This is a genomic window from Pseudomonas sp. 3B-A001-10F, assembly GCF_056313565.1.
The window spans coordinates 1-22,281 of sequence record NZ_JBQYFW010000046.1 but is presented as its reverse complement, the minus strand read 5'-3'; the positions used below and the strand labels follow the sequence as shown (position 1 = coordinate 22,281).

At 60.3% G+C, this 22,281-nt stretch carries 17 protein-coding genes; 10 read left to right on the top strand and 7 right to left on the bottom strand.

The window, feature by feature from the left end; all coding sequences use genetic code 11:
- Position 1 precedes the first annotated feature (1 nt).
- From murD to AC0ZWN_RS26860, 10 genes are all read left to right on the top strand, one after another.
- On the top strand, positions 2–1,348 hold the full coding sequence (gene murD, locus AC0ZWN_RS26905; protein WP_476337398.1) for a UDP-N-acetylmuramoyl-L-alanine--D-glutamate ligase: 1,347 nt from the start codon (positions 2–4) through the stop codon (positions 1,346–1,348).
- Positions 1,345–2,562: a putative lipid II flippase FtsW gene (gene ftsW / locus AC0ZWN_RS26900; RefSeq protein WP_016987575.1), complete on the top strand. Its 1,218-nt coding sequence runs from the start codon at positions 1,345–1,347 to the stop codon at positions 2,560–2,562. The genes murD and ftsW overlap by 4 nt, the downstream gene beginning before the upstream one ends.
- Complete coding sequence (gene murG / locus AC0ZWN_RS26895; protein ID WP_064392864.1) at positions 2,552–3,622, top strand: undecaprenyldiphospho-muramoylpentapeptide beta-N-acetylglucosaminyltransferase; 1,071 nt, start codon at positions 2,552–2,554, stop codon at positions 3,620–3,622. Before ftsW ends, murG begins: the two co-directional genes overlap by 11 nt.
- On the top strand, positions 3,615–5,075 hold the full coding sequence (murC, locus tag AC0ZWN_RS26890) for a UDP-N-acetylmuramate--L-alanine ligase (RefSeq protein ID WP_016987574.1): 1,461 nt from the start codon (positions 3,615–3,617) through the stop codon (positions 5,073–5,075). The genes murG and murC overlap by 8 nt, the downstream gene beginning before the upstream one ends.
- On the top strand, positions 5,072–6,031 hold the full coding sequence (locus AC0ZWN_RS26885) for a D-alanine--D-alanine ligase (RefSeq protein ID WP_095123205.1): 960 nt from the start codon (positions 5,072–5,074) through the stop codon (positions 6,029–6,031). Before murC ends, AC0ZWN_RS26885 begins: the two co-directional genes overlap by 4 nt.
- Positions 6,032–6,035: 4 nt before the next feature.
- Positions 6,036–6,902 (top strand): cell division protein FtsQ/DivIB, encoded by an 867-nt coding sequence (locus AC0ZWN_RS26880; protein ID WP_007916989.1) that lies wholly within the window; start codon positions 6,036–6,038, stop codon positions 6,900–6,902.
- A gap of 15 nt (positions 6,903–6,917) precedes the next feature.
- Entirely contained in the window at positions 6,918–8,177 is a 1,260-nt protein-coding gene (gene ftsA, locus AC0ZWN_RS26875; RefSeq protein WP_007916987.1) for a cell division protein FtsA, read from the top strand.
- Positions 8,178–8,244: 67 nt separating this feature from the next.
- Positions 8,245–9,441 (top strand): cell division protein FtsZ, encoded by a 1,197-nt coding sequence (gene ftsZ, locus AC0ZWN_RS26870; RefSeq protein ID WP_007916986.1) that lies wholly within the window; start codon positions 8,245–8,247, stop codon positions 9,439–9,441.
- A gap of 112 nt (positions 9,442–9,553) precedes the next feature.
- A complete protein-coding gene (gene lpxC, locus AC0ZWN_RS26865; RefSeq protein WP_007916984.1) occupies positions 9,554–10,465 on the top strand; it encodes a UDP-3-O-acyl-N-acetylglucosamine deacetylase in 912 nt (303 codons plus the stop codon).
- A gap of 148 nt (positions 10,466–10,613) precedes the next feature.
- On the top strand, positions 10,614–11,819 hold the full coding sequence (locus tag AC0ZWN_RS26860; protein ID WP_095125809.1) for an ISL3 family transposase: 1,206 nt from the start codon (positions 10,614–10,616) through the stop codon (positions 11,817–11,819).
- A gap of 140 nt (positions 11,820–11,959) precedes the next feature.
- Here AC0ZWN_RS26860 and AC0ZWN_RS26855 read toward each other — a convergent pair whose 3' ends face one another.
- The 7 genes from AC0ZWN_RS26855 to AC0ZWN_RS26825 form a co-directional block, all read right to left on the bottom strand.
- The gene (locus AC0ZWN_RS26855) at positions 11,960–13,468 is read right to left on the bottom strand and encodes a sensor domain-containing diguanylate cyclase (RefSeq protein WP_476337393.1); all 1,509 of its coding nucleotides are present in this window, start codon (positions 13,466–13,468) and stop codon (positions 11,960–11,962) included.
- 144 nt (positions 13,469–13,612) lie between these two features.
- Complete coding sequence (locus AC0ZWN_RS26850; RefSeq protein WP_476337391.1) at positions 13,613–14,929, bottom strand: OprD family porin; 1,317 nt, start codon at positions 14,927–14,929, stop codon at positions 13,613–13,615.
- Between the two features lie 196 nt (positions 14,930–15,125).
- Positions 15,126–15,347: a hypothetical protein gene (locus tag AC0ZWN_RS26845; RefSeq protein ID WP_476337389.1), complete on the bottom strand. Its 222-nt coding sequence runs from the start codon at positions 15,345–15,347 to the stop codon at positions 15,126–15,128.
- A gap of 281 nt (positions 15,348–15,628) precedes the next feature.
- Positions 15,629–16,993, bottom strand: a complete 1,365-nt coding sequence (locus AC0ZWN_RS26840; protein ID WP_476337387.1) for a heavy metal sensor histidine kinase — start codon at positions 16,991–16,993, stop codon at positions 15,629–15,631.
- A complete protein-coding gene (locus AC0ZWN_RS26835) occupies positions 16,983–17,660 on the bottom strand; it encodes a heavy metal response regulator transcription factor (RefSeq protein WP_007916978.1) in 678 nt (225 codons plus the stop codon). The genes AC0ZWN_RS26840 and AC0ZWN_RS26835 overlap by 11 nt, the downstream gene beginning before the upstream one ends.
- 8 nt (positions 17,661–17,668) lie before the next feature.
- The gene (locus tag AC0ZWN_RS26830; protein WP_476337385.1) at positions 17,669–20,770 is read right to left on the bottom strand and encodes a multidrug efflux RND transporter permease subunit; all 3,102 of its coding nucleotides are present in this window, start codon (positions 20,768–20,770) and stop codon (positions 17,669–17,671) included.
- The gene (locus AC0ZWN_RS26825) at positions 20,767–21,927 is read right to left on the bottom strand and encodes an efflux RND transporter periplasmic adaptor subunit (RefSeq protein ID WP_476337383.1); all 1,161 of its coding nucleotides are present in this window, start codon (positions 21,925–21,927) and stop codon (positions 20,767–20,769) included. The genes AC0ZWN_RS26830 and AC0ZWN_RS26825 overlap by 4 nt, the downstream gene beginning before the upstream one ends.
- Positions 21,928–22,281 lie beyond the last annotated feature (354 nt).

Sequence of the window (22,281 nt, the reverse complement as noted above, 5' to 3'; positions counted from 1 at the left end):
AGTGTCTCTGATCGCTTCTGACCACTTCCGCATCGTTGTCGGCCTCGGCAAGAGCGGCATGTCCCTGGTTCGCTTCCTGGCGAACCGGGGCACGTCGTTTGCCGTCGCCGATACGCGGGAAAATCCACCGGAACTGGCCACGCTCAAGCGTGACTATCCGCACGTGGAAGTGCGTTGTGGCGAGCTGGACGTCGAATTCCTCTGCCGTGCCGACGAGCTCTACGTGAGCCCCGGCCTGGCGCTGGCGACCCCGGCCCTGCAAGCCGCTGCGGCCCGTGGCGTGAAACTGTCCGGCGACATCGAGCTGTTCGCGCGTAACGCGCGGGCGCCGATCGTGGCCATCAGCGGTTCCAACGCGAAAAGTACCGTCACCACCCTGGTCGGCGAGATGGCGGCTGCGGCCGGCAAGCGCGTTGCCGTCGGCGGTAACCTTGGCACTCCGGCGCTGGATCTGCTCAGCGACGACGTCGAGCTGTACGTCATGGAACTGTCGAGCTTCCAGCTGGAAACTACCGACCAGCTCAACGCTGAAGTGGCCACTGTGCTGAACATCAGCGAAGACCACATGGATCGCTACAGCGGCCTGCCGGCGTACCACCTGGCCAAGCACCGGATCTTCCGTGGCGCGAAGCAGTTTGTGGTCAACCGTCAGGATGCGCTGACCCGTCCGTTGATGGGCGAGGGCCAGCCGTGCTGGACCTTCGGTCTGACCAAACCGGATTTCAAAGCCTTCGGTATCCGCGAAGAAGATGGCGAGAAGTATCTGGCCTTCGAATTCCAGAACCTGATGCCGGTGCGTGAACTGAAAATTCGCGGCGCGCACAACCAGTCCAATGCCCTCGCGGCGCTGGCGCTCGGTCATGCCGTCGGCCTGCCGTTCGATGCGATGCTCTCGGCCCTGCGCACCTTTGCCGGCCTCGAACATCGCTGCCAATGGGTACGTGATCTCGACGGCGTGGCGTATTACAACGATTCCAAAGCGACCAACGTTGGCGCTGCACTGGCCGCCATCGAAGGCTTGGGCGCGGACATCGACGGCAAGGTCATCCTGATCGCCGGTGGCGATGGCAAGGGTGCCGAATTCAACGATCTGCGTGATCCGGTAGCGGTCAACTGCCGTGCCGTGATCCTGATGGGCCGCGACTCCGACAAGATCGGTGAAGCCATCGGTGATGCCGTGCCACTGATTCGCGCGACCTCGCTGGTTGACGCCGTCGCGCAATGCCGCGCCGCCGCCCAACCGGGTGACGTTGTGCTGTTGTCGCCGGCCTGCGCCAGTTTCGACATGTTCAAGAACTATGAAGACCGTGGTCACCAGTTCGTCCGCGCTGTGGAGGAACTGGCATGAGTCTGTTCAATATCATCAAGCCGTACCCGTCGCCGATTATTACCGGGCGCGGTATCGACCTCGATTTTCCAATGCTCGCCGGTTGCCTGGCTTTGCTCGGTCTCGGTTTGATCATGATTGCCTCGGCGTCCACCGAAGTGGCCGCCGCGCAGTCCGGCAGTCCGCTGTATTACATGATCCGCCACCTTATTTATGTGGTGCTCGGATTGGGCGCGTGCATCGTCACCATGATGATTCCGATCGCCACCTGGCAACGTCTCGGCTGGTTGATGCTGATTGGTGCATTCGGCTTGCTGGTGATGGTGATCATCCCCGGCATCGGTCGCGAAGTGAACGGTTCGATGCGCTGGATCGGTTTCAGCTTCTTCAACGTGCAGCCGTCGGAAATCGCCAAAGTGTTCGTGGTGATCTACCTCGCCGGTTATCTGGTGCGGCGTCAGAAGGAAGTGCGCGAAAGCTGGATGGGCTTCTTCAAGCCATTCATCGTGTTGCTGCCGATGGCCGGCCTGCTGCTGATGGAACCGGACTTCGGTGCCACCGTGGTAATGATGGGCGCAGCGGCAGCGATGCTATTCCTCGGCGGGGTCGGGCTGTTCCGCTTCTCGCTGATGGTGGTGTTGGCGGTCGGGGCCGTGGTCTTGCTGATTCAAATGCAGCCGTATCGTATGGCGCGTCTGACCAACTTCGCCGACCCGTGGGCTGACCAGTTCGGCGCCGGCTATCAGTTGTCGCAAGCCTTGATCGCCTTCGGTCGCGGTGAATGGCTGGGCGTCGGTCTGGGCAACAGCGTGCAGAAGCAGTTCTACCTGCCGGAAGCGCACACCGACTTCGTGTTCTCGGTATTGGCTGAAGAACTCGGCGCGGTGGGTTCGCTGTGCACCGTCGCGCTGTTCGTGTTCGTGTGTATTCGCGGCATGTACATCGGCTTGTGGGCCGAGAAAGCCAAGCAGTTCTTTGCCGCTTATGTGGCCTACGGCCTGTCGTTCCTGTGGATTGGTCAGTTCCTGATCAACATCGGGGTGAACGTCGGCCTGCTGCCAACCAAAGGTCTGACCTTGCCGTTCCTCAGTTATGGCGGCAGCTCGTTGGTGATCTGCTGTGCCTGCCTCGGTTTGTTATTGAGGATTGAGTGGGAGAGTCGAACCCACCTGGGTAGTGAAGAGATGGAATTCCATGAGAGCGACTTCGCCGAGGAGCCGAATCATGGGCGCTAACGTATTGATCATGGCCGGCGGAACCGGCGGCCACGTGTTCCCGGCGCTGGCCTGTGCTCGCGAGTTTCAGGCGCGCGGCTACACCGTGCACTGGCTCGGCACGCCACGCGGAATTGAAAACGAACTGGTCCCGGCCGCAGGGCTGGAACTGCACCGCATCAACGCCACCGGCCTGCGCGGCAAGGGCAAGCTGTCGCTGCTCAAGGCGCCGTTCATGCTGCTGAAATCGGTATGGCAGGCGCGGGCAATCATTCGTCGCTTGAAGCCAGTGTGTGTGGTCGGCTTCGGTGGTTATGTGACTGGCCCCGGTGGTCTTGCCGCGAAACTGGCCGGTGTGCCGGTGATCGTTCACGAGCAGAACGCTGTGGCCGGCACCGCCAATCGGTTGCTGGTGCCGTTCGCCGCCCGGGTGTGTGAAGCATTCCCCGACACCTTTACTCTGTCGGACACCCGCCGTACCACCGGAAACCCGGTGCGCAGCGAGCTGTTCCTCGACACATCGCGACCTGCTCTGGCCGGCCGCAAAGCGCGTTTGCTGATCCTTGGCGGAAGTCTGGGCGCAGAACCGTTGAACAAATTGCTGCCTGAAGCCCTGGCCCAAGTCGCTGCCGATTTGCGCCCGGAAGTGTTTCATCAGGCCGGCAAAAACCACGATGAAGTGACTGCAGAGCGCTACCGCGCCGCCGGCGTGGATGCGCAGGTGCAGCCGTTCATCAAAGACATGGCCCAAGCCTATGGCTGGGCTGACCTGGTGGTGTGCCGCGCAGGCGCGTTGACCATCAGTGAGCTGGCCGCCGCCGGTCTGCCCTCGATGCTGGTGCCTTTGCCCCACGCGATCGACGATCACCAGACCCGCAACGCCGATTATTTGGCCCGTGAAGGCGCTGCCTTCCTGATGCCACAAAGAACGACTGGTGCCGCGGACCTTGCCGCGCGCCTGACAGAGGTCTTGATGCAACCGCAACGACTCGAAGATATGGCCCAAGCGGCCCGCCGTCTGGCGAAACCCGATGCCACCCGTAGCGTGGTCGATACCTGTCTGGAGGTGGCACATGGTTGAGAATCAGAAAGCCATGCCACAACCGGAAATGCGCCGCATCCGTCGCATCCACTTCGTCGGCATCGGCGGTGTGGGCATGTGCGGCATCGCCGAAGTGTTGTTGAACCTCGGCTATGAAGTCTCCGGTTCCGACCTGAAAGCGTCGCCGGTGACCGAGCGTCTGGAATCTTTCGGCGCGCACATCTTCATTGGTCACCGTGCCGAGAACGCCGCTGCTGCCGATGTGCTGGTGGTGTCGAGCGCTGTGAACACCTCTAACCCGGAAGTGGCGAACGCGCTTGAGCGTCGTATCCCGGTGGTGCCGCGTGCCGAGATGCTCGCCGAGCTGATGCGCTATCGCCACGGCATCGCCGTTGCCGGTACGCACGGCAAAACCACCACCACCAGCCTGATCGCCTCGGTGTTCGCCGCCGGTGGCCTGGACCCGACGTTCGTCATCGGTGGTCGTCTGAATGCGGCGGGCACCAATGCCCAGCTCGGCACCAGCCGGTACCTGATCGCCGAAGCCGATGAAAGCGATGCGAGTTTTCTGCACCTGCAGCCGCTGGTGGCCGTGGTTACCAACATCGACGCCGACCACATGGCGACCTACGACGGTGACTTCAACAAGCTGAAGAAAACCTTCGTTGAGTTCCTGCACAACCTGCCGTTCTACGGTTTGGCAGTGATGTGCCTGGACGATCCGGTGGTGCGTGAAATCCTGCCGCTGGTGAAACGTCCGACCGTGACCTACGGCTTCAGCGAAGACGCTGACGTGCGCGCGATCAATATTCGCCAGCAAGGCATGCAGACGTTCTTCACCGTGCTGCGTCCGGATCGCGAGCCGCTGGACGTGTCGGTGAACATGCCCGGCAACCACAACGTACTCAATTCGCTGGCGACCATTTGCATCGCCACTGACGAAGGCGTCAGCGATGAAGCCATCGTCCAGGGCCTGTCGGGCTTCCAGGGCGTCGGTCGGCGCTTCCAGGTCTACGGCGAACTGCCGGTGGATGGCGGCAACGTGATGCTGGTCGACGATTACGGTCACCACCCGACCGAAGTCGCCGCAGTGATCAAAGCCGTGCGCGGTGGCTGGCCGGAGCGCCGTCTGGTGATGGTTTACCAGCCGCACCGTTATAGCCGCACCCGTGACCTGTACGACGACTTCGTCAATGTACTGGCCGACGCCAACGTCCTGCTGCTGATGGAAGTCTATCCGGCCGGCGAAGAGCCGATCCCGGGTGCCGACAGCCGCAAGCTGTGCAACAGCATCCGCCAGCGCGGTCAGCTCGACCCGATCTACATCGAGCGTGGCGTCGATCTGGCGCCGCTGGTCAAGCCGCTGCTGCGTGCCGGCGACATCCTGCTGTGCCAGGGCGCCGGTGATATCGGTGGTCTCGCGCCCAAGCTGTTGAAAAGTGAATTGTTCGCTGGCGCCGTGGCGGCGTCGGTCGAGGGGAAGTTGAAATGACTGCTGCCTACGCCAACCTGTTCTCCACCATCGCGCCGAAAGACTTCGGCCGGGTCGCCGTGCTCTTCGGTGGCCTGAGTGCCGAGCGTGAGGTGTCGCTGAAATCCGGTAACGCCGTGCTCGACGCGCTGCAAAGTGCTGGCGTGGACGCGTTCGGCATCGACGTTGGCGACGATATTCTGCAACGTCTGCTCAGCGAGAAGATCGACCGCGCCTTCATCATTCTTCACGGTCGTGGCGGTGAAGACGGCAGCATGCAGGGCCTGCTCGAAGTGGCGGGCATTCCGTACACCGGCAGCGGCATTCTGGCTTCGGCACTGGCGATGGACAAACTGCGCACCAAGCAGGTCTGGCACAGCCTCGGGATTCCGACGCCGCGTCACGCCGTGCTGTGCAGCGAAGCTGATTGTATTTCGGCAGCGACGGAACTGGGCTTCCCTTTGATCGTCAAACCGGCGCATGAAGGTTCAAGTATCGGGATGGCCAAAGTGAGTTCTGCGTCCGAGTTGATCGACGCATGGAAAGCGGCCAGTACCTACGATTCGCAAGTCTTGGTTGAGCAATGGATTCAAGGTCCGGAGTTCACCATCGCCACCCTGCGTGACCAGGTGTTGCCTCCTATCGCCCTGGGTACACCGCACACGTTCTACGACTACGACGCCAAGTACATCGCCAACGATACCCAGTACCGCATTCCGTGCGGGCTGGATGCCGCCAAGGAACAGGAACTCATGGATCTCACGGCCAAGGCCTGTGAGGCGCTGGGTATTGCCGGTTGGGGCAGGGCGGACGTGATGCAGGACGCCGACGGGCAGTTCTGGTTCCTGGAAGTGAACACCGCACCGGGCATGACCGATCACAGTCTGGTACCGATGGCGGCCCGTGCGGCTGGCCTGGATTTCCAGCAACTGGTTCTGGCCATTCTGGCCGCCAGTGTTGAAGACGCTAGAGGTTAAGACGATGCAAGGCGCTCAGCTCCGACATCAGCCTCCCGCACCCGGCCGCAAGCCGGTGCCTCGGGGTGCCAGCCGAATGGTGGCGAAAGAGCCGATGTCCGCGCGCCTGCCGAAAGCCAATTTCAGCTTTCTGAAAAGTCTGTTCTGGCCAGTGCTGTTGGTGGTGCTGGGCTTTGGCACTTACGAAGGCGCGACGCGTTTGCTGCCGTACGCCGACCGGCCGATCACCAAGATCGCCGTGCAGGGCGACCTGAGCTACATCAGCCAGCAAGCGGTGCAGCAGCGGATCGCCCCGTACGTGGCGTCGAGCTTCTTCACCATCGACCTGGCCGGTATGCGTACCGAGCTTGAGCAGATGCCGTGGATCGCCCACGCCGAAGTACGTCGGGTGTGGCCGGACCAGGTGGTGATCCGCCTCGAAGAGCAACTGCCGGTGGCGCGTTGGGGTGATGAGTCGTTGCTGAACAACCAGGGCCAGGCGTTTACGCCCAAGGAACTGGCGAACTACGAACATCTGCCACAGCTGTTCGGTCCACAACGGGCCCAGCAGCAAGTGATGCAGCAGTATCAGGTGCTGAGCCAGATGCTGCGGCCGTTGGGCTTCTCGATTGCACGCCTGGAACTGCGTGAACGCGGGAGTTGGTTTCTGACCACCGGTGCCGGCAGTTCCGGCCCCGGCATCGAGTTGCTGCTGGGACGCGGCAACCTGGTGGAAAAGATGCGCCGCTTTATCGCCATCTATGACAAGACGCTTAAAGACCAGATTACGAACATTGCGCGCATCGATCTGCGCTACGCCAACGGCCTCGCTGTTGGCTGGCGGGAACCTGTAGCGCCGACGACAGCCCAACCCGCTGTCGCGAAGAATTAAGAAGAGGCAGGACCCATGGCAAACGTGCAAAGCGGCAAAATGATCGTCGGTCTCGATATCGGCACCTCCAAGGTGGTGGCGCTGGTCGGCGAGGTTTCCGACGACGGCTCGCTGGAAATCGTCGGGATCGGTACCCATCCGTCCCGTGGCCTGAAGAAGGGCGTGGTGGTCAACATCGAGTCCACCGTGCAATCGATCCAGCGCGCGATCGAAGAAGCCCAACTGATGGCGGGCTGCCGCATTCACTCGGCGTTCGTCGGCGTGGCGGGCAATCACATCCGCAGCCTGAACTCCCACGGCATCGTCGCGATCCGCGATCGTGAAGTCAGCTCGGCTGACCTTGAGCGTGTCCTTGACGCCGCTCAGGCCGTGGCGATCCCGGCTGACCAGCGCGTGCTGCACACCCTGCCGCAGGATTACGTGATCGATAACCAGGAAGGCGTTCGCGAACCACTGGGCATGTCCGGCGTACGTCTGGAAGCCAAGGTTCACGTGGTCACCTGCGCCGTCAACGCCGCACAGAACATTGAAAAATGCGTGCGTCGCTGCGGTCTGGAAATCGACGACATTATTCTCGAGCAACTGGCCTCGGCCTACTCGGTGCTGACCGACGACGAGAAAGAACTCGGCGTGTGCCTGGTCGACATCGGCGGCGGCACCACTGACATCGCGATCTTTACTGAAGGCGCGATCCGCCACACCGCAGTGATCCCGATTGCCGGTGATCAGGTGACCAACGACATCGCCATGGCGTTGCGCACCCCGACCCAGTACGCCGAAGAGATCAAGATCCGCTACGCCTGCGCTCTGGCCAAACTGGCCGGTGCCGGTGAAACCATCAAGGTGCCGAGTGTTGGCGATCGTCCACCGCGCGAACTGTCGCGTCAGGCCCTGGCCGAAGTGGTCGAGCCGCGTTACGACGAACTGTTCACCCTGATCCAGGCCGAGCTGCGTCGCAGCGGCTACGAAGACCTGATCCCGGCCGGCATCGTCCTCACCGGCGGTACGTCGAAGATGGAAGGCGCCACTGAACTGGCCGAAGAAATCTTCCACATGCCGGTCCGCCTCGGCGTACCGCATGGCGTGAAAGGTCTGGATGACGTGGTGCGCAACCCGATTTATTCCACTGGCGTTGGTTTGTTGATGTACGGCCTGCAAAAGCAGTCCGACGGGGTTTCGTTCTCCGGCATCGGCAGCCGCGACAGCTACAGCAACGAAGAGCCACAGGCGCCGTTGCTGGACCGATTGAAGAAGTGGGTTCAAGGCAACTTCTAAAGCTTTACCGCAACACCGCAACAAACAGCAGTAGGCGAAAAAACTAGAGAATGTAAGGAGAGGGAAAATGTTCGAACTCGTAGACAACATCCCCGCAAGCCCGGTAATCAAAGTTATCGGTGTTGGCGGTGGCGGCGGCAACGCTGTCAATCACATGGTCAAGAGCAACATCGAAGGCGTTGAGTTCATCTGCGCCAACACTGATGCTCAAGCGCTGAAAAACATCGGCGCGCGCACCATTCTGCAACTGGGCACCGGCGTGACCAAAGGTCTGGGCGCCGGCGCCAACCCTGAAGTAGGTCGTCAGGCCGCTCTCGAAGACCGTGAGCGCATTGCCGAAGTCCTGCAGGGCACCAACATGGTGTTCATCACCACTGGCATGGGCGGCGGTACCGGTACCGGTGCTGCGCCGATCATCGCCGAAGTGGCCAAGGAAATGGGCATTCTGACCGTTGCGGTAGTAACGCGTCCGTTCCCGTTCGAAGGCCGCAAGCGTATGCAGATCGCCGATGAAGGCATCCGCATGCTTTCGGAAAGCGTCGACTCGTTGATCACCATCCCTAACGAGAAGTTGCTGACCATCCTCGGTAAAGACGCAAGCCTCTTGTCGGCTTTCGCCAAGGCTGACGATGTACTGGCCGGTGCCGTTCGCGGTATCTCCGACATCATCAAGCGTCCGGGCATGATCAACGTCGACTTCGCCGACGTGCGTACCGTGATGAGCGAAATGGGCATGGCGATGATGGGCACTGGCTGCGCCAGCGGTCCGAACCGTGCACGTGAAGCCACCGAAGCGGCGATCCGCAACCCGCTGCTGGAAGACGTGAACCTGCAAGGCGCACGCGGCATCCTGGTGAACATCACCGCCGGTCCTGACCTGTCCCTGGGTGAGTACTCCGACGTGGGTAGCATCATCGAAGCCTTCGCTTCCGAGCACGCGATGGTCAAGGTCGGTACCGTTATCGATCCGGACATGCGCGACGAACTGCACGTGACTGTGGTTGCCACCGGTCTGGGCGCGAAAATCGAGAAGCCTGTAAAGGTCATCGACAACACCGTTCACACCTCTATGGCTTCTGCCCAGGTGCAACAACCGGCTGCGGCCCGTCAGGAAGCGCCAGCGGTGAACTACCGTGATCTGGACCGTCCGACCGTCATGCGCAACCAGGCTCAGGCCGGTGCTGCGGCTGCCGCGAAGATGAATCCGCAAGATGATCTGGACTACCTGGACATCCCGGCTTTCCTGCGTCGTCAGGCCGATTGATGGAATGTATCAGGGCTATGAAGGTGATTGGTGTTCAGCAAAGGCATGGTCTGCTATCATCGCCAGCCTTTGTTGATACCAGTTCGCAATTTGCGCTGAAGCGGCCCAAGCCATGATTAAACAACGCACACTGAAAAATATTATCCGTGCCACAGGTGTAGGCCTGCACTCCGGTGAGAAGGTCTATCTGACCCTCAAGCCTGCGCCTGTCGACACTGGCATTGTGTTTTGTCGCGCTGACCTCGACCCTGTGGTGCAGATTCCTGCCCGCGCGGAAAACGTCGGTGAAACCACTATGTCGACGACGCTGATTAACGGCGACGTGAAAGTGGACACGGTAGAGCACTTGCTCTCGGCCATGGCTGGCCTGGGCATCGATAACGCCTACGTCGAGCTCTCCGCGTCCGAAGTCCCGATCATGGATGGCAGCGCTGGACCCTTCGTATTCCTGATTCAATCGGCAGGCCTGGAAGAACAGGACGCCGCCAAGAAATTCATCCGCATCCTGCGTGAAGTGACAGTGGAAGACGGCGACAAGCGCGCCACTTTCGTCCCTTTCGAAGGGTTCAAGGTGAGCTTCGAGATCGATTTCGATCACCCGGTATTCCGGGACCGCACCCAAAGTGCAAGCGTGGATTTTTCCAGCACTTCGTTCGTAAAAGAAGTCAGCCGCGCCCGTACCTTTGGTTTCATGAGTGATATCGAGTACCTGCGCAAGCACAACCTCGCACTCGGCGGCAGCGTTGAAAACGCAATCGTGGTCGATGCCGATGGCGTACTGAACGAAGACGGCCTTCGCTATGAAGACGAATTCGTGAAGCACAAGATCCTCGATGCCATTGGCGACCTGTATCTGCTGGGTAACAGCCTGATTGGTGAGTTCAAGGGCTTCAAGTCCGGCCACGCACTGAACAACCAGCTGCTGCGCAAGTTGATTGAGCAGACAGACGCTTGGGAAGTGGTGACGTTCGAAGACGCCAGCACCGCACCAATCTCTTACATGCGCCCGGTTGCGGCGGTGTAAGTAAAAAACCTCTCTAGTTTTTTGAAGGCCATCCTCGGATGGCCTTTTTTTTGGTTCTTCACGGAATCCCGGGAAACACAGAAACAAGAACGCCGATTTGATTGATGATGTTCGTGCGAGCAAACACATCTAACAAACCGGCGTTCTTATGCGCGATATTAATACTTTCCTTCCTTTTTGGGAGGGCTTTTCTGTCGTCACGATCAAGCCTGATGGTGACGCGCTTCAGATCGACCTGATTCCCCACGCCACCCGATTCCCTTCCTGTAGCGGCTGCCAAAAGACCTGTTCAACCACGCATGAGTATTGCGAGCGAACCGTCCGCGATTTACCGATTCTCGGCCGTGCGGTGCGCCTCAGCGTGTTGCTCAGGCGTGTTGGCTGTCGTGATTGCGGTAAACGTATGGAGGCCGTCAGTTGGCTGGACCGCTATGCCCGCATGACGCGGCGTCTGGCCGAGGCGGTTATTCAAGCCTGCGAGCGCCTTCCCACACTGCACGTGGCTCAACTGTTTGGCCTGCACTGGGACACCGTTCGGTTGCTGGAGCGTCGAGCCTTGCAAGCGGCGTTAAGCGTTTTGCCAAAGGCGCAACCGCGACGTCTGGTGATGGACGAGTTCGCCCTGTTCAAAGGTCATCGTTACGCCAGCGTTGTCCTAGATGCGGATACACGGCGAGTGCTGTGGATCGGTGAAGGTCGCAGCCGAGCAGCGGTCAGGCCTTTCTTCAAAGAACTGGGGCCAGAGGGTTGTGCTCGAATCGAAGCGGTGGCGATGGACATGAACACCGCTTTTGACCTGGAGGTTCGTCAGCACTGTCCCAACGCGCGAGTGGTCTACGACCTCTTCCATGTGGTGGCCAAATATGGCCGAGAGGTGATTGATCGGGTCCGCGTCGACGAGGCTAACCGGTTGCGTCACGACAAGCCTGCCCGCAAGGTTATCAAGCAGGCGCGATGGCTGTTGCTGCGCAATCCGCAGAACTTGAAAACGCCGGAACAACAGGTCCGCCTGGAGGATCTGCTGGCGGCCAACCAAGCGTTGATGACGGTCTACTTGATGAAGGCTGAACTCAAAACACTCTGGACCCCCAGCACTGCCTGGGGTTGGCGATCGGCCTGGAAGCAATGGCTGCGCCATGCGCATGAAAGCGAAATACCAGCTCTGATCCAGTTCGCCAAACGGCTAAAGGGTTACTGGCGGGGCATCGTGAGCCGGGTTCGCTGGCCGATGCACACCGGTCAGTTGGAAGGAATAAACAATCGAATAAAGGTCATCAAGCGGATGGCGTACGGTTACCGAGATAGCGAATTCTTTTTCATGAAGATCAAGAGCGTCTTTCCCGGTAATCCGTGAAGAACCTTTTTTTATGCCTGCAATTGCTCTAGTGCCTGATCTGGCCTCTTCGCGAGCAGGCTCGCTCCCACAGGGGAATGCATTTCAAATGTGGGAGCGAGCCTGCTCGCGAAGGCGTCGGTGCGATCGCCTCAGAACGTTCAGGCAGCCACCACCACCCGATTGCGCCCACCTTCCTTGGCCTGATACAGCGCCTTGTCCGCCGCAAACAACAACTGCTCCAGCGTCATCTCACTCGCCGCCGTCCAGCTCGCAATGCCGATACTCACGGTCATCGGCCGCTCGGCCCCGTCGACCAACGGCAACTGCTCCACCGCCTGACGAATATGCTCGGCTATCTGCTGTGCGCCATGGCCATTGGTCTCGGCGAGAATCACCGAAAACTCTTCACCTCCGTAGCGCGCCACCAGATCCGTCGGTCGCCGCACATTTTCCGTGATGACCCTGGCCAGCGTCTTCAGAGCCAGGTCGCCGGCCTGATGCCCATGTCGATCATTGAAAGCCTTGAAGTGATCGGCATCGATCATCATCACCGACATCGGTTTGCCCGAGCGCTGGGCGCGGAACCACTCGTGACGCAGGGCCTGATCGAGCATGCGCCGATTGGCCACGCCCGTCAGCGCATCGGTGGCGGCCAGTTGCGCCAGCTCGCGCTCGGCCCGTTGGCGCAGGCGCAACTCGCGGGCCAGCAACCAGGTCAGCCACAGCAAACCCATACACAACACGCCCGTGGCACCACTGATCAGCATCGCGGTGCGCCGCCAGGTGCCAAATACTTCATCGCTGGACAGCGCGACCATCACCGTCAGTGGCAGATTGCCGACCCGCGAATAGGTATAGAGGCGTTGTTGATGGTCCATGCTCGAGGTGCTGGTAAAACTGCCATTGCCATCCTTGTCTCCCAGAATACGCACGACATTCGGTCGGTTGCCGTAGCTCTTGCCGATGGAATCGCTTTGCAGATACGGCTTCTGCGCCAGCAGGACGCCGTCGTTGTTGATGATGTTCAACGTGCTGTCTTTGCCAATGTCGAGGCTGTTGAACAACTGATCGAAGTAATCGAGTTTCATCGACGCCACGGCTACCCCGGCGAACTCGCCGGTTTGCGAGGAAATCCGTCGACTGAAGCTGATTCGCCACTGATTGGCCTCCTCACAGTCGCAACGGGTCTTGAACGGGCGGCTGATGAACATGCCGACGTCGTGATTGAAAGCGTGGGCAAGGAAGTATTCGCGGTCGGCAAAGTTGCCCGGTTTTGGCTCGATCCGCGAGGAGTCGGCAATCACATCTCCGTGCTTGTCGAGGAGCAGTATGTCGCCCTTGAAGCGCGCGGTGGTCGAGCGGTCGAACAGCGCCAGATGGCGGATCTGCGGTGAGACATCTTGCAGGTCGTCGCGCTGGGCGGCGGCGATCAGGCCTTGCAGGGTCAAGTCGTACAACTCGACGGTGCGCAGGACATCGGCGTCGATCAGTTGCGCGATGGTGGTGGCACTGCGGGTAGCCGACTCCTGAGCGTTGGCGTGCTCGCGGATCAGCAGGAACGTGACGATGCACAGAATCGCGATCACGGTCAGCGAACTGCCGCAGATCAGCAGCAACTCGGGGCGTCCGGTCTTGCCCGCAACGGGTGGGGTACGGCTCGCGATCATGATTGGGCTGTCGGTTGGGGGGAAGTCTTATAAGCGTAGTAGGCCAAAAACCACAGCCGAAGCCAGAAACCATTTCCAATGTGGGAGCAGGCTCGCTCCCACAGGGTGCATCACTGAATTCAAGACGGTGTTATGGCGCCGATCTTAGAAGACGTTGATCGGGTAGTCGATGACAACACGGTATTCATCTGTATCCGAATCAATCACGCCGTAGCCGTTGCCGCCTCGGTTGGTCGCCCATTGCAGGTGGACCGCCAGATCCTTGGCCTGACCGCTCTGCACCACGTACTTCAAGTCGAGATCGCGTTCCCAATGCTTGGCGTTGCGGCCATCGGCGCTGTACCAGTTGGAATAGCCTGTGCTGTCAGGGTCGACCTTGGTCAGATCCACAGTGCCGCGCGAGTAGGACACCGACGAGGTCAGCCCCGGCACGCCGACACCGGCGAAGTCATAGGCGTACTTGAGCTTCCACGAGCGCTCGTTCGGGCCGTTGAAGTCGGAATACTGCTGTGAGTTATCCAGATAAACGCTGTCGCCCTGGCTGATGTAGTCGAACGGCGTGTTGCCGTTGACCCGCTGATACGCGGCGGTAAAGCTGTGATTACCGACGCCAACGGTGAAATGCAGGCTATAGGTGTTGTTGTCGATGTTGCCCAGCAGCGCATCACCGGTGTCTTGCGTGTGATAGAAGTGCAAGCCCGGGTTGAGGCTGACCAGATCGTTCAACTGCCAGGTGTAGTCGAGGTCGTAGTAGTACTGGTTCCAGATGTCCTTGAGCTCGGACGCATAAAGACTGCTGGTCAGGCCTTCGACACCGCTCCACGCCACGCCGGCCCAGTTCAGGTGCTGGCTCTCATCGCCGTCGGCAAGAGTGCCGTAGGAAGTACCGATGCGCGTGTGCCCACTCTGGTTGTAAGGCTTGGTGAAACTGGCTTGGCCGCCTTCGATCAACCAGCCGTCGAAGCTGTGGTTGGTCAGGCTCACACCACGGAAAGTCTGCGGCAGCATGCGCGTATCACCGCCGGCGATGACCGGGTTGGTGAGGAACAGGTCACCGGCCTTCAACTCGGTATCGAACGCGCGCATTTTCAACGTGCTGCCCGCCGTGGAGAACGCCCCCGGCGCTTTGCCGCCATTCTCTCTGACCGGCAGGATGCTCGAGCCGTCGGTGCCGCCACCGCCATCGAGCTTCAATCCGAGCATGGCGTGGGCATCGATGCCGAAACCGACCGTACCTTCGGTGTAGCCCGACTTGAAGACCCCGAGAAAGCCCTGGCCCCACTCGATGTTGTCGTCCGCTTTCTGCAAGCGGTTGCGATTCATGTAGTAGTTGCGGGCGTTGAGGTTGAGGCTCGAACCCTCGACAAAGCCATCTTTGGCAGGCTCGTCAGCGTGAGCGGCAGGGGCAATCGTTGCGGCAATTGCAAAGAACAGCGGGGTGCAGCGAACTGGGTAACGCACGTGCGATGGAGCTCCTTGGGTCAACTGGCCCTTCAATGGCTTGAGGGCTTGATGTTTCTTGTTGTTACAGACGAACCAAACGGCTTTCAGACCACAACGAAAAAAGGCCGCTGAAAGGCAGCGGCCTGGAATGACGACGGTTGAACGGGAAGAGCCAAACAACCGCGTCGAGGGAAACGTTGGCGCGGAGCGCGACTCAGCTGTCTGTCTCGCTTGCTTGAGTCTGGGAAGTGGCTGCCTGCGGGGCTTGCGTGGCGTCCTGAGCCTTGGCCATCACTTCGGCCTGATGCTGATCGAAGGCCTGAGCGCGAGCGATATTTTGCGCTACGAACGACTGCGATTCTTCAGCCATCGCCATCGGCGACAGGATCAATGAGGACAAAACGAAAGCGCTGGCAATACCCATACTGTTGGACATCTTGAAAACCTTCTCGCTTGGCGAGTGCTGTTTGGTGCGGGCAAAGATAAGGTCGCCGGGCGTTGGGAAACAGCGTGATTTTCATAAATGACTGTTACAGCAGAAGCAAAAGTCACCCCCTCACCCCAACCCTCTCCCCCAGGGGGGCGAGGGGGAAAGGGAGCAGATCTTCATGCTTTTCAAAGCCTGAGTTCGACGGGATATTTCAGGTCGGCGTACTTCGAAAGAGCACCACGGTAAGTCCCCTCTCCCTCGGGGAGAGGGTTAGGGTGAGGGGCTTTTCAGACCGGCAAATAAATCCCGAAGGTATTCATCCCCCGATCACTGCGCACAAACACATCGCCGCCATGCATCAGCGCAATCGCCTTGACGATCGCCAGCCCCAAGCCATGGTTATTGCCACTGTTGCTACGCGAGGCATCGACCCGATAAAAGCGCTCGAACAACCGTGGCAAATGCTCACTGGCAATCGGCGATCCGGGGTTGGCCACACCGATACTCACCTGATGCGCTTCCACCTCGATCCGCACCTCGATCACCTGACCCGCGCCGGTGTGCTGCACCGCATTGCTCAACAAATTGATCAACGCCCGGCGCAAATGCGCGACCTCGATCTGCACCTGCGCATCGCCGCTGACCTGCACCTCAACCTGCGCGTCTTCGAGAATGAAATCCAGATATTCCAAGGTCGTCGCCACCTCATCCGCCAGCGACGTCGAGGTCAGTTTGGTCGCCTTGTTACCCTGATCGGCACTGGCCAGAAACAACATGTCGTTGATTATCGAGCGCAGCCGTTCCAGCTCTTCCAGATTGGATTGCAGCACTTCGAAATAATGTTCGGCAGAACGCCCACGGGTCAGCGCCACCTGAGTCTGACCAATCAGATTGGTCAGCGGCGAACGCAGCTCATGAGCGACGTCGGCGTTGAACGATTCCAACCGCGAGTAGGCCTGTTCAACCCGTTCCAGCGTCGAGTTGAAGGAGTCGACAAACTGCTCAAGTTCCGGTGGCAGCGGCGACAGACGCAAGCGCCCGGCCCGTAGCGGAGGCGCCAGTCGTTGAGCTTCATGGGACAGTTTGATCAGCGGTTTGAGACCAATCCGCGCGACCCAATAGCCCAGCGCCGAAGCCATCAGCACACCGACAATCGCCAGCCCGATCAAGGCAATCAGCAGGTTGTGCTGCGTCTCATGAAAGGTCTCGGTATCGATGCCGATCATGAACCGTAGCGGCGGACGCTGATCCTTGGCCGGCAACTCGGTCAGCAGCACTTTCAGTGGATAAGGCTGGCCGGGCAACTGCAAGTCATGCATGCCCAGCGGGCCTTTGGCAAAAGTACGGATCGCCGCATCGGGCTGACCGTATTCGTAACCCGGATCACCGCTCACCACCCAGAAACGAATGCGTTTGTCCTCTTCACCCAGCAGCTTCAACTTGGCGTTGATCTTCACCCAGTGCTCGGGGGTGCCGAAGCGATTGAGCGCCGATTCGAGCACGCTGTAACGCGCATCCAGCTCCGCTTCCGGGAGCAATCCCAAGCCTTTGTCGACCTGCTGATACAGCGCGCCGCCGATCAACAGAAACACCAGCAGCGCCACCAGCGTGAACATGCCGCTCAGGCGCAGCGCGATGGAATTACTGGACACCACGGCTCTCCAGCACATAACCCATGCCACGAATGGTGTGCAGCAGTTTCTCGTCGAACGGCCCGTCGAGCTTGGCACGCAGGCGTTTGATCGCGACTTCGACGACGTTGGCATCGCTGTCGAAATTGATGTCCCAGACCATTTCGGCGATGGCGGTTTTCGAAAGGATTTCACCTTGGCGACGGGCGAGGACGCTCAACAACGAAAACTCCTTGGCGGTCAGATCCAGTCGGGTTCCGGCGCGAGTCGCCTTGCGGCTGATCAAATCTATCCACAGGTCGGCGATGCTCACTTGCACCGGTTCATGCCCGCCGCTGCGGCGGGTCAGCGCTTGCAGGCGCGCGACCAGTTCAAGGAAGGAAAACGGTTTGCCGAGGTAATCGTCGGCACCGTCGCGCAGGCCTTTGATGCGGTCTTCGACGCGCTCGCGGGCGGTGAGCATGATCACCGGGGTTTGCTTGCGCGCACGCAACGCGCGCAGCACGCCGAAGCCATCGAGGCCCGGCAACATGACGTCGAGGACGATCACCGCGTAGTCGCTTTCCAGCGCCAGATGCAGACCCTCGACGCCGTCACGGGCCAGATCCACGGTGTAACCCTGTTCCGTCAGACCGCGGTGCAGATAGTCCGCGGTTTTTTCCTCGTCTTCGATAATCAGAACGCGCATGACCCGCCTCAGTCTGTGGTCGCCAGCGCCGCTACGGGCGCAGGTTTGGGCCTGTGGAACAGCCGCTCAAGCCACAAGTATATGACCGGAGTGGTAAACAACGTCAGCATCTGGCTGACCAGCAAGCCACCCACCACCGCGATCCCCAGCGGCTGACGCAGTTCGGCGCCAGTGCCGTAACCGAGCATCAGCGGCAGGGCGCCGAGCAGGGCGGCGAGGGTGGTCATGATGATCGGCCGGAACCGCGTGATGCATGCTTCGAAAATCGCATCCTGCGGCGACAGGCCTCGGTGGCGCTGCGCTTCGAGCGCGAAGTCGATCATCAGGATGCCGTTCTTTTTGACGATACCGATCAGCAACACCAGGCCGATCAAGGCCATGATCGAAAAGTCCTGGCCGCAGATCCACAGCATGATCACCGCACCCAAACCTGCCGCCGGCAGCGTCGAAATAATCGTCAGCGGGTGCACGAAGCTTTCATAAAGCACACCGAGAATGATGTACACCGCCACCAGCGCCGCAAGAATCAGCCACGGCTGACTGGCCAGCGAACTCTGGAACGCCTGCGCCGCGCCCTGGAAATTGCCGCTGATCGCCGTCGGCATGCCGATCTCGGCCTTGGCCTGATTGAGCAGAATCACCGCATCACCCAGCGCAACGCCGGGCGCCAGGTTGAACGACAAGTTGGCGGCCGGGAACATGCCGTCGTGGGCAATCGACAACGGGCCAATGGTCGGCGCATCGAACTTGGCCAGCGCCGACAGCGGCACCATCTCGCCACTCAGCGGCGAACGCAGGTAGAAATAGTTGAGGCTTTCGGCCTTGCCGCGTTGCTTGGTGTCCAGCTCCAGAATCACGTTGTACTGGTTGACCTGGGTCTGGAATTCATTGATCTGCCGTTGCCCGAAAGCATCGTACAGCGCCTCGTCGACATCGCTGGCGGTCAGGCCGAAACGGGCGGCGGCGCTGCGGTCGATGCTGATGTGAGTGATGCTGCCGCCCAGTTGCAGGTCGTTGGAAATATCGCGGAACGCCGGGTTGCTGCGAAGTTTTTCGGTCAGGCGTTGCGTCCATGTCGCGAGGGTTGCGCCGTCGTTGCTCTTGAGTACGTATTGATACTGCGCACGGCTCGGGCCGGAGCTGAGGTTGATGTCTTGGCCGGCGCGCAGATAGAGGACGATGCCGGGGACTTTCATCAGTTGCGGACGGATGCGGTCGATAAACTGGCTGGCTGAAACATCACGGTCGCCACGTTTTTTCAGGGCGATCCAGAAGCGGCCGTTGGCGATGGTCTGGTTACTGCCGGAGACACCCACCGAGTGGGAAAACGCCTGCACGGCCGGATCGGCGGCGACGATTTCGGCCATCGCCAGGTGTTTTTTCACCATGTCGCCGTAGGAAATATCCGCAGCCGCTTCGGTGGTGCCGAGGACGAAACCGGTGTCCTGTACCGGGAAGAAACCTTTCGGGATAAAGATGTAACCGCCGATGGCCAGCGCCAGCGACAGACCGAACACGCCGATCATCAATTTCTGATGGGCGAGGGCGCGGCGCAGGCCTTTCTCGTACCAGCCGAGCAAGCGTTCGCTGAAGCCCGGTTTGGCGTGGGCGTGATGCACCGGTTTGCGCATAAACAGCGCCGCTAGTGTTGGCGCCAGAGTCAGCGACACCACCACGGAAATCATGATGGTCGAGGTCGCTGTCAGGGCGAATTCCTTGAACAGTCGCCCGACCACACCGCCCATGAACAGCAGCGGAATAAACGCCGCCACCAGCGAGAAACTGATCGAGACCACGGTGAAGCCGATCTCGCCCGCACCCTTGATCGCGGCCTCGCGCATGTCGTCGCCGGCCTCCAGATGCCGGTGGATGTTTTCCACCACCACGATCGCATCGTCGACGACGAAGCCGACCGCGACGACGATCGCCACCAGCGTCAGGTTGTTCAGGCTGAAACCGAGGATGTACATCAAAGCGAAACTGGCGATCAGCGAAACACCCAGTACCGCCGAGACAATCAGGGTTGCCGACAACTGACGCAGGAACAGCGCCATCACCGCGACCACCAGCAGAATCGCGATCAACAGGGTGATTTCGACTTCATGCAGCGAGGCGCGAATGGTCTGGGTGCGGTCGATCAGGGTTTTTACTTGCACCGAGGCCGGCAGCATGGCTTCGAGGCCGGGCAGGGCGGCTTGAATGCGGTCGACGGTTTCGACGATGTTGGCGCCGGGCTGGCGCGAGATCACCAGGTTCACACCGGGTTGATCGCCGGCCCACGCTTGCACGTAGGCATCTTCCGAACCATTGACGACTTTGGCGACATCGCGCAGGTGAACCGGGGCGCCATCCTTGTAGGAAACGATGAGCTGGCTGTAGTCCTCAGGGTGGAACAACTGGTCGTTGGTCGACAACGTCGAGATGCTTGATTCGCCGTACAGCGCCCCTTTGGCCAGGTTGAGGCTGGTCTGCTGAATCGCCAGTCGGATGTCGGCGAGGGTCAGGCCGATCGCCGCCAGTTTGTCCGCCGAGGCTTGTACGCGAATCGCCGGACGTTGCTGACCGGTGATGTTGATTTGGCCTACGCCGTCGATCTGACTGATCTGACGCGAGAGCAGGGTTTCCACCAGGTCGCTGAGTTCGGTGCCGGGCATTTGTGTCGAGCTGACGCTGAGGATCAGCACCGGGCTGTCGGCCGGGTTGACCTTCTTCCAGGTCGGCAGGGTCGGCATGTCCTTGGGCAGTTTGCCGGCGGCAGTGTTGATCGCCGCTTGGACTTCCTGGGCGGCGGTGTCGATGCTTTTATCGAGGGTGAATTGCAGAGTCAAAAGGCTGGAGCCGAGCGCACTGCTGGAGGTCATCTGGGTCATGCCGGGGATGGCGCTGAATTGCACCTCCAGCGGCGTGGCCACGGATGAGGCCATGGTGTCGGGGCTGGCGCCGGGCAACTGCGCGGAAACCTGAATCGTAGGAAATTCCGCTTCCGGCAGTGGGGCGATTGGCAAGCGCGGGAAGGCAATCAAACCGACCAGCACCAAAGCGATGGTCAGCAGGATTGTGGCGACCGGGTGATCGATGCACCACGTCGAAACACCTTTATGCGCCTTCATGGCTTCGGCTCCGCCTGCACCACTTGCGGCGGCTCGCTCATGACTTGCACGGTCGAACCGGGTTTAAGCCGCGACTGGCCGTCGGTGACCAGCACGTCACCGGCCTTCACGCCTTTGATGATGTCCTGGCCGCTGCCTTGATAAACCATCTGCACTTGCACGGCTTCGACCTTGTCACCGTTGACCCGATAAACGAAGTGTTGATCGAGGCCACGTTGTACGACGGTGGGCGGGACCACCAGCGCATCTTTGTCGAGGGCTGTCTGAATTTTTACCGTGACCAGCAGGCCAGGCCAGAGCTTCTGGCTGGCGTTGGCGAATTCGGCCTTGGCGCGGATGGTGCCGGTGTTGGCGTTGATCTGGTTGTCGATGAGGGTCAGGTGACCTTCGCCGAGCAGGTTGCCGGTTTCGCCGTCCGTGTCGGCGCCGATGTAGGCCTTGACTTGCGCGCGTTGCGGGTCGTTGATCAAGCCTTGCAGGGTCGGCAGCATTTGCTGGGGCAGGGAGAATTCGACGGCGATCGGGTCGATCTGGGTGACGGTGAACAGGCCGGCGGTGTCGGTCATGCGCAGGAAGTTGCCTTCGTCGACGGTGCGAATACCGACGCGGCCGGTAACGGGGGAGCGGATTTGCGTGTAGGAAAGTTGTACTTGCGCAGCATCAATCGAAGCCTGGTTGCCTTGGGCGGTGGCTTTGAGCTGGTTGACCAGGGCTTGTTGCTGGTCGTATGTCTGTTTCGAGATGCCGTCGTCGACGGTGAGCAGTTTGTAGCGCTTGAGGTTGACCAGGGCGACTTGCAGTTGCGCCTGGCTTTCGCCCAGTTGGGCGCGGGCCTGGTCGAGGCTGGCGCGGATGGAGCGGTCGTCGATGGTGGCCAGCAGGTCGCCTGCTTTGACGAGTTGGCCTTCTTTGACGAGGATTTTGGTGAGGATGCCGTCGATCTGGGGGCGCACTACGACGCTGTGTAATGAGAGTACAGAGCCGATGCCGCTGGTGTAGCGGGGGACGTCTTTTTCGCTGACCGCTATGACTCGCACTGGGATGGCGGTGGGGGTGGCGAGTTTGGTGGGGGCGGGTTTCAGGGTGTACCACAGACCTGCGCCTGCGAGGACGATCAATAGGGTGGCGAGCAGGGCTTTGTTCTTTTGGATTCGCATGCGGGGTGGGCGCCGGACGGAGTTTGGGCAGGGTTGTTGTCTTTATAAACCTGTCTGCGGGTCAGGAGGGTGACGGCTAGCTGTCGGCGCTGTCAGTTTTCTTTGCGGTGGATCCGTTGCTGCGGTAACGGCGGCTTAGGGTTTCGCCCTTACGGCGACTCACTTTTTTACAAGCGCCTAAAAAAGTAAGCAAAAAACGCTTGCTCCTACGTACGGCCCGCTCGCTCGGGCTCGGGGTTCCTTCGCTCCGGGATCGATCCGGGCGCAGCGCCTACGGTTTGCTTCGCTGCACCTCCTCTCGCTGTGTTTGGCTGCGCCAAACGGTCGCTGCGCTCCCACGCCCGGATCAATCCC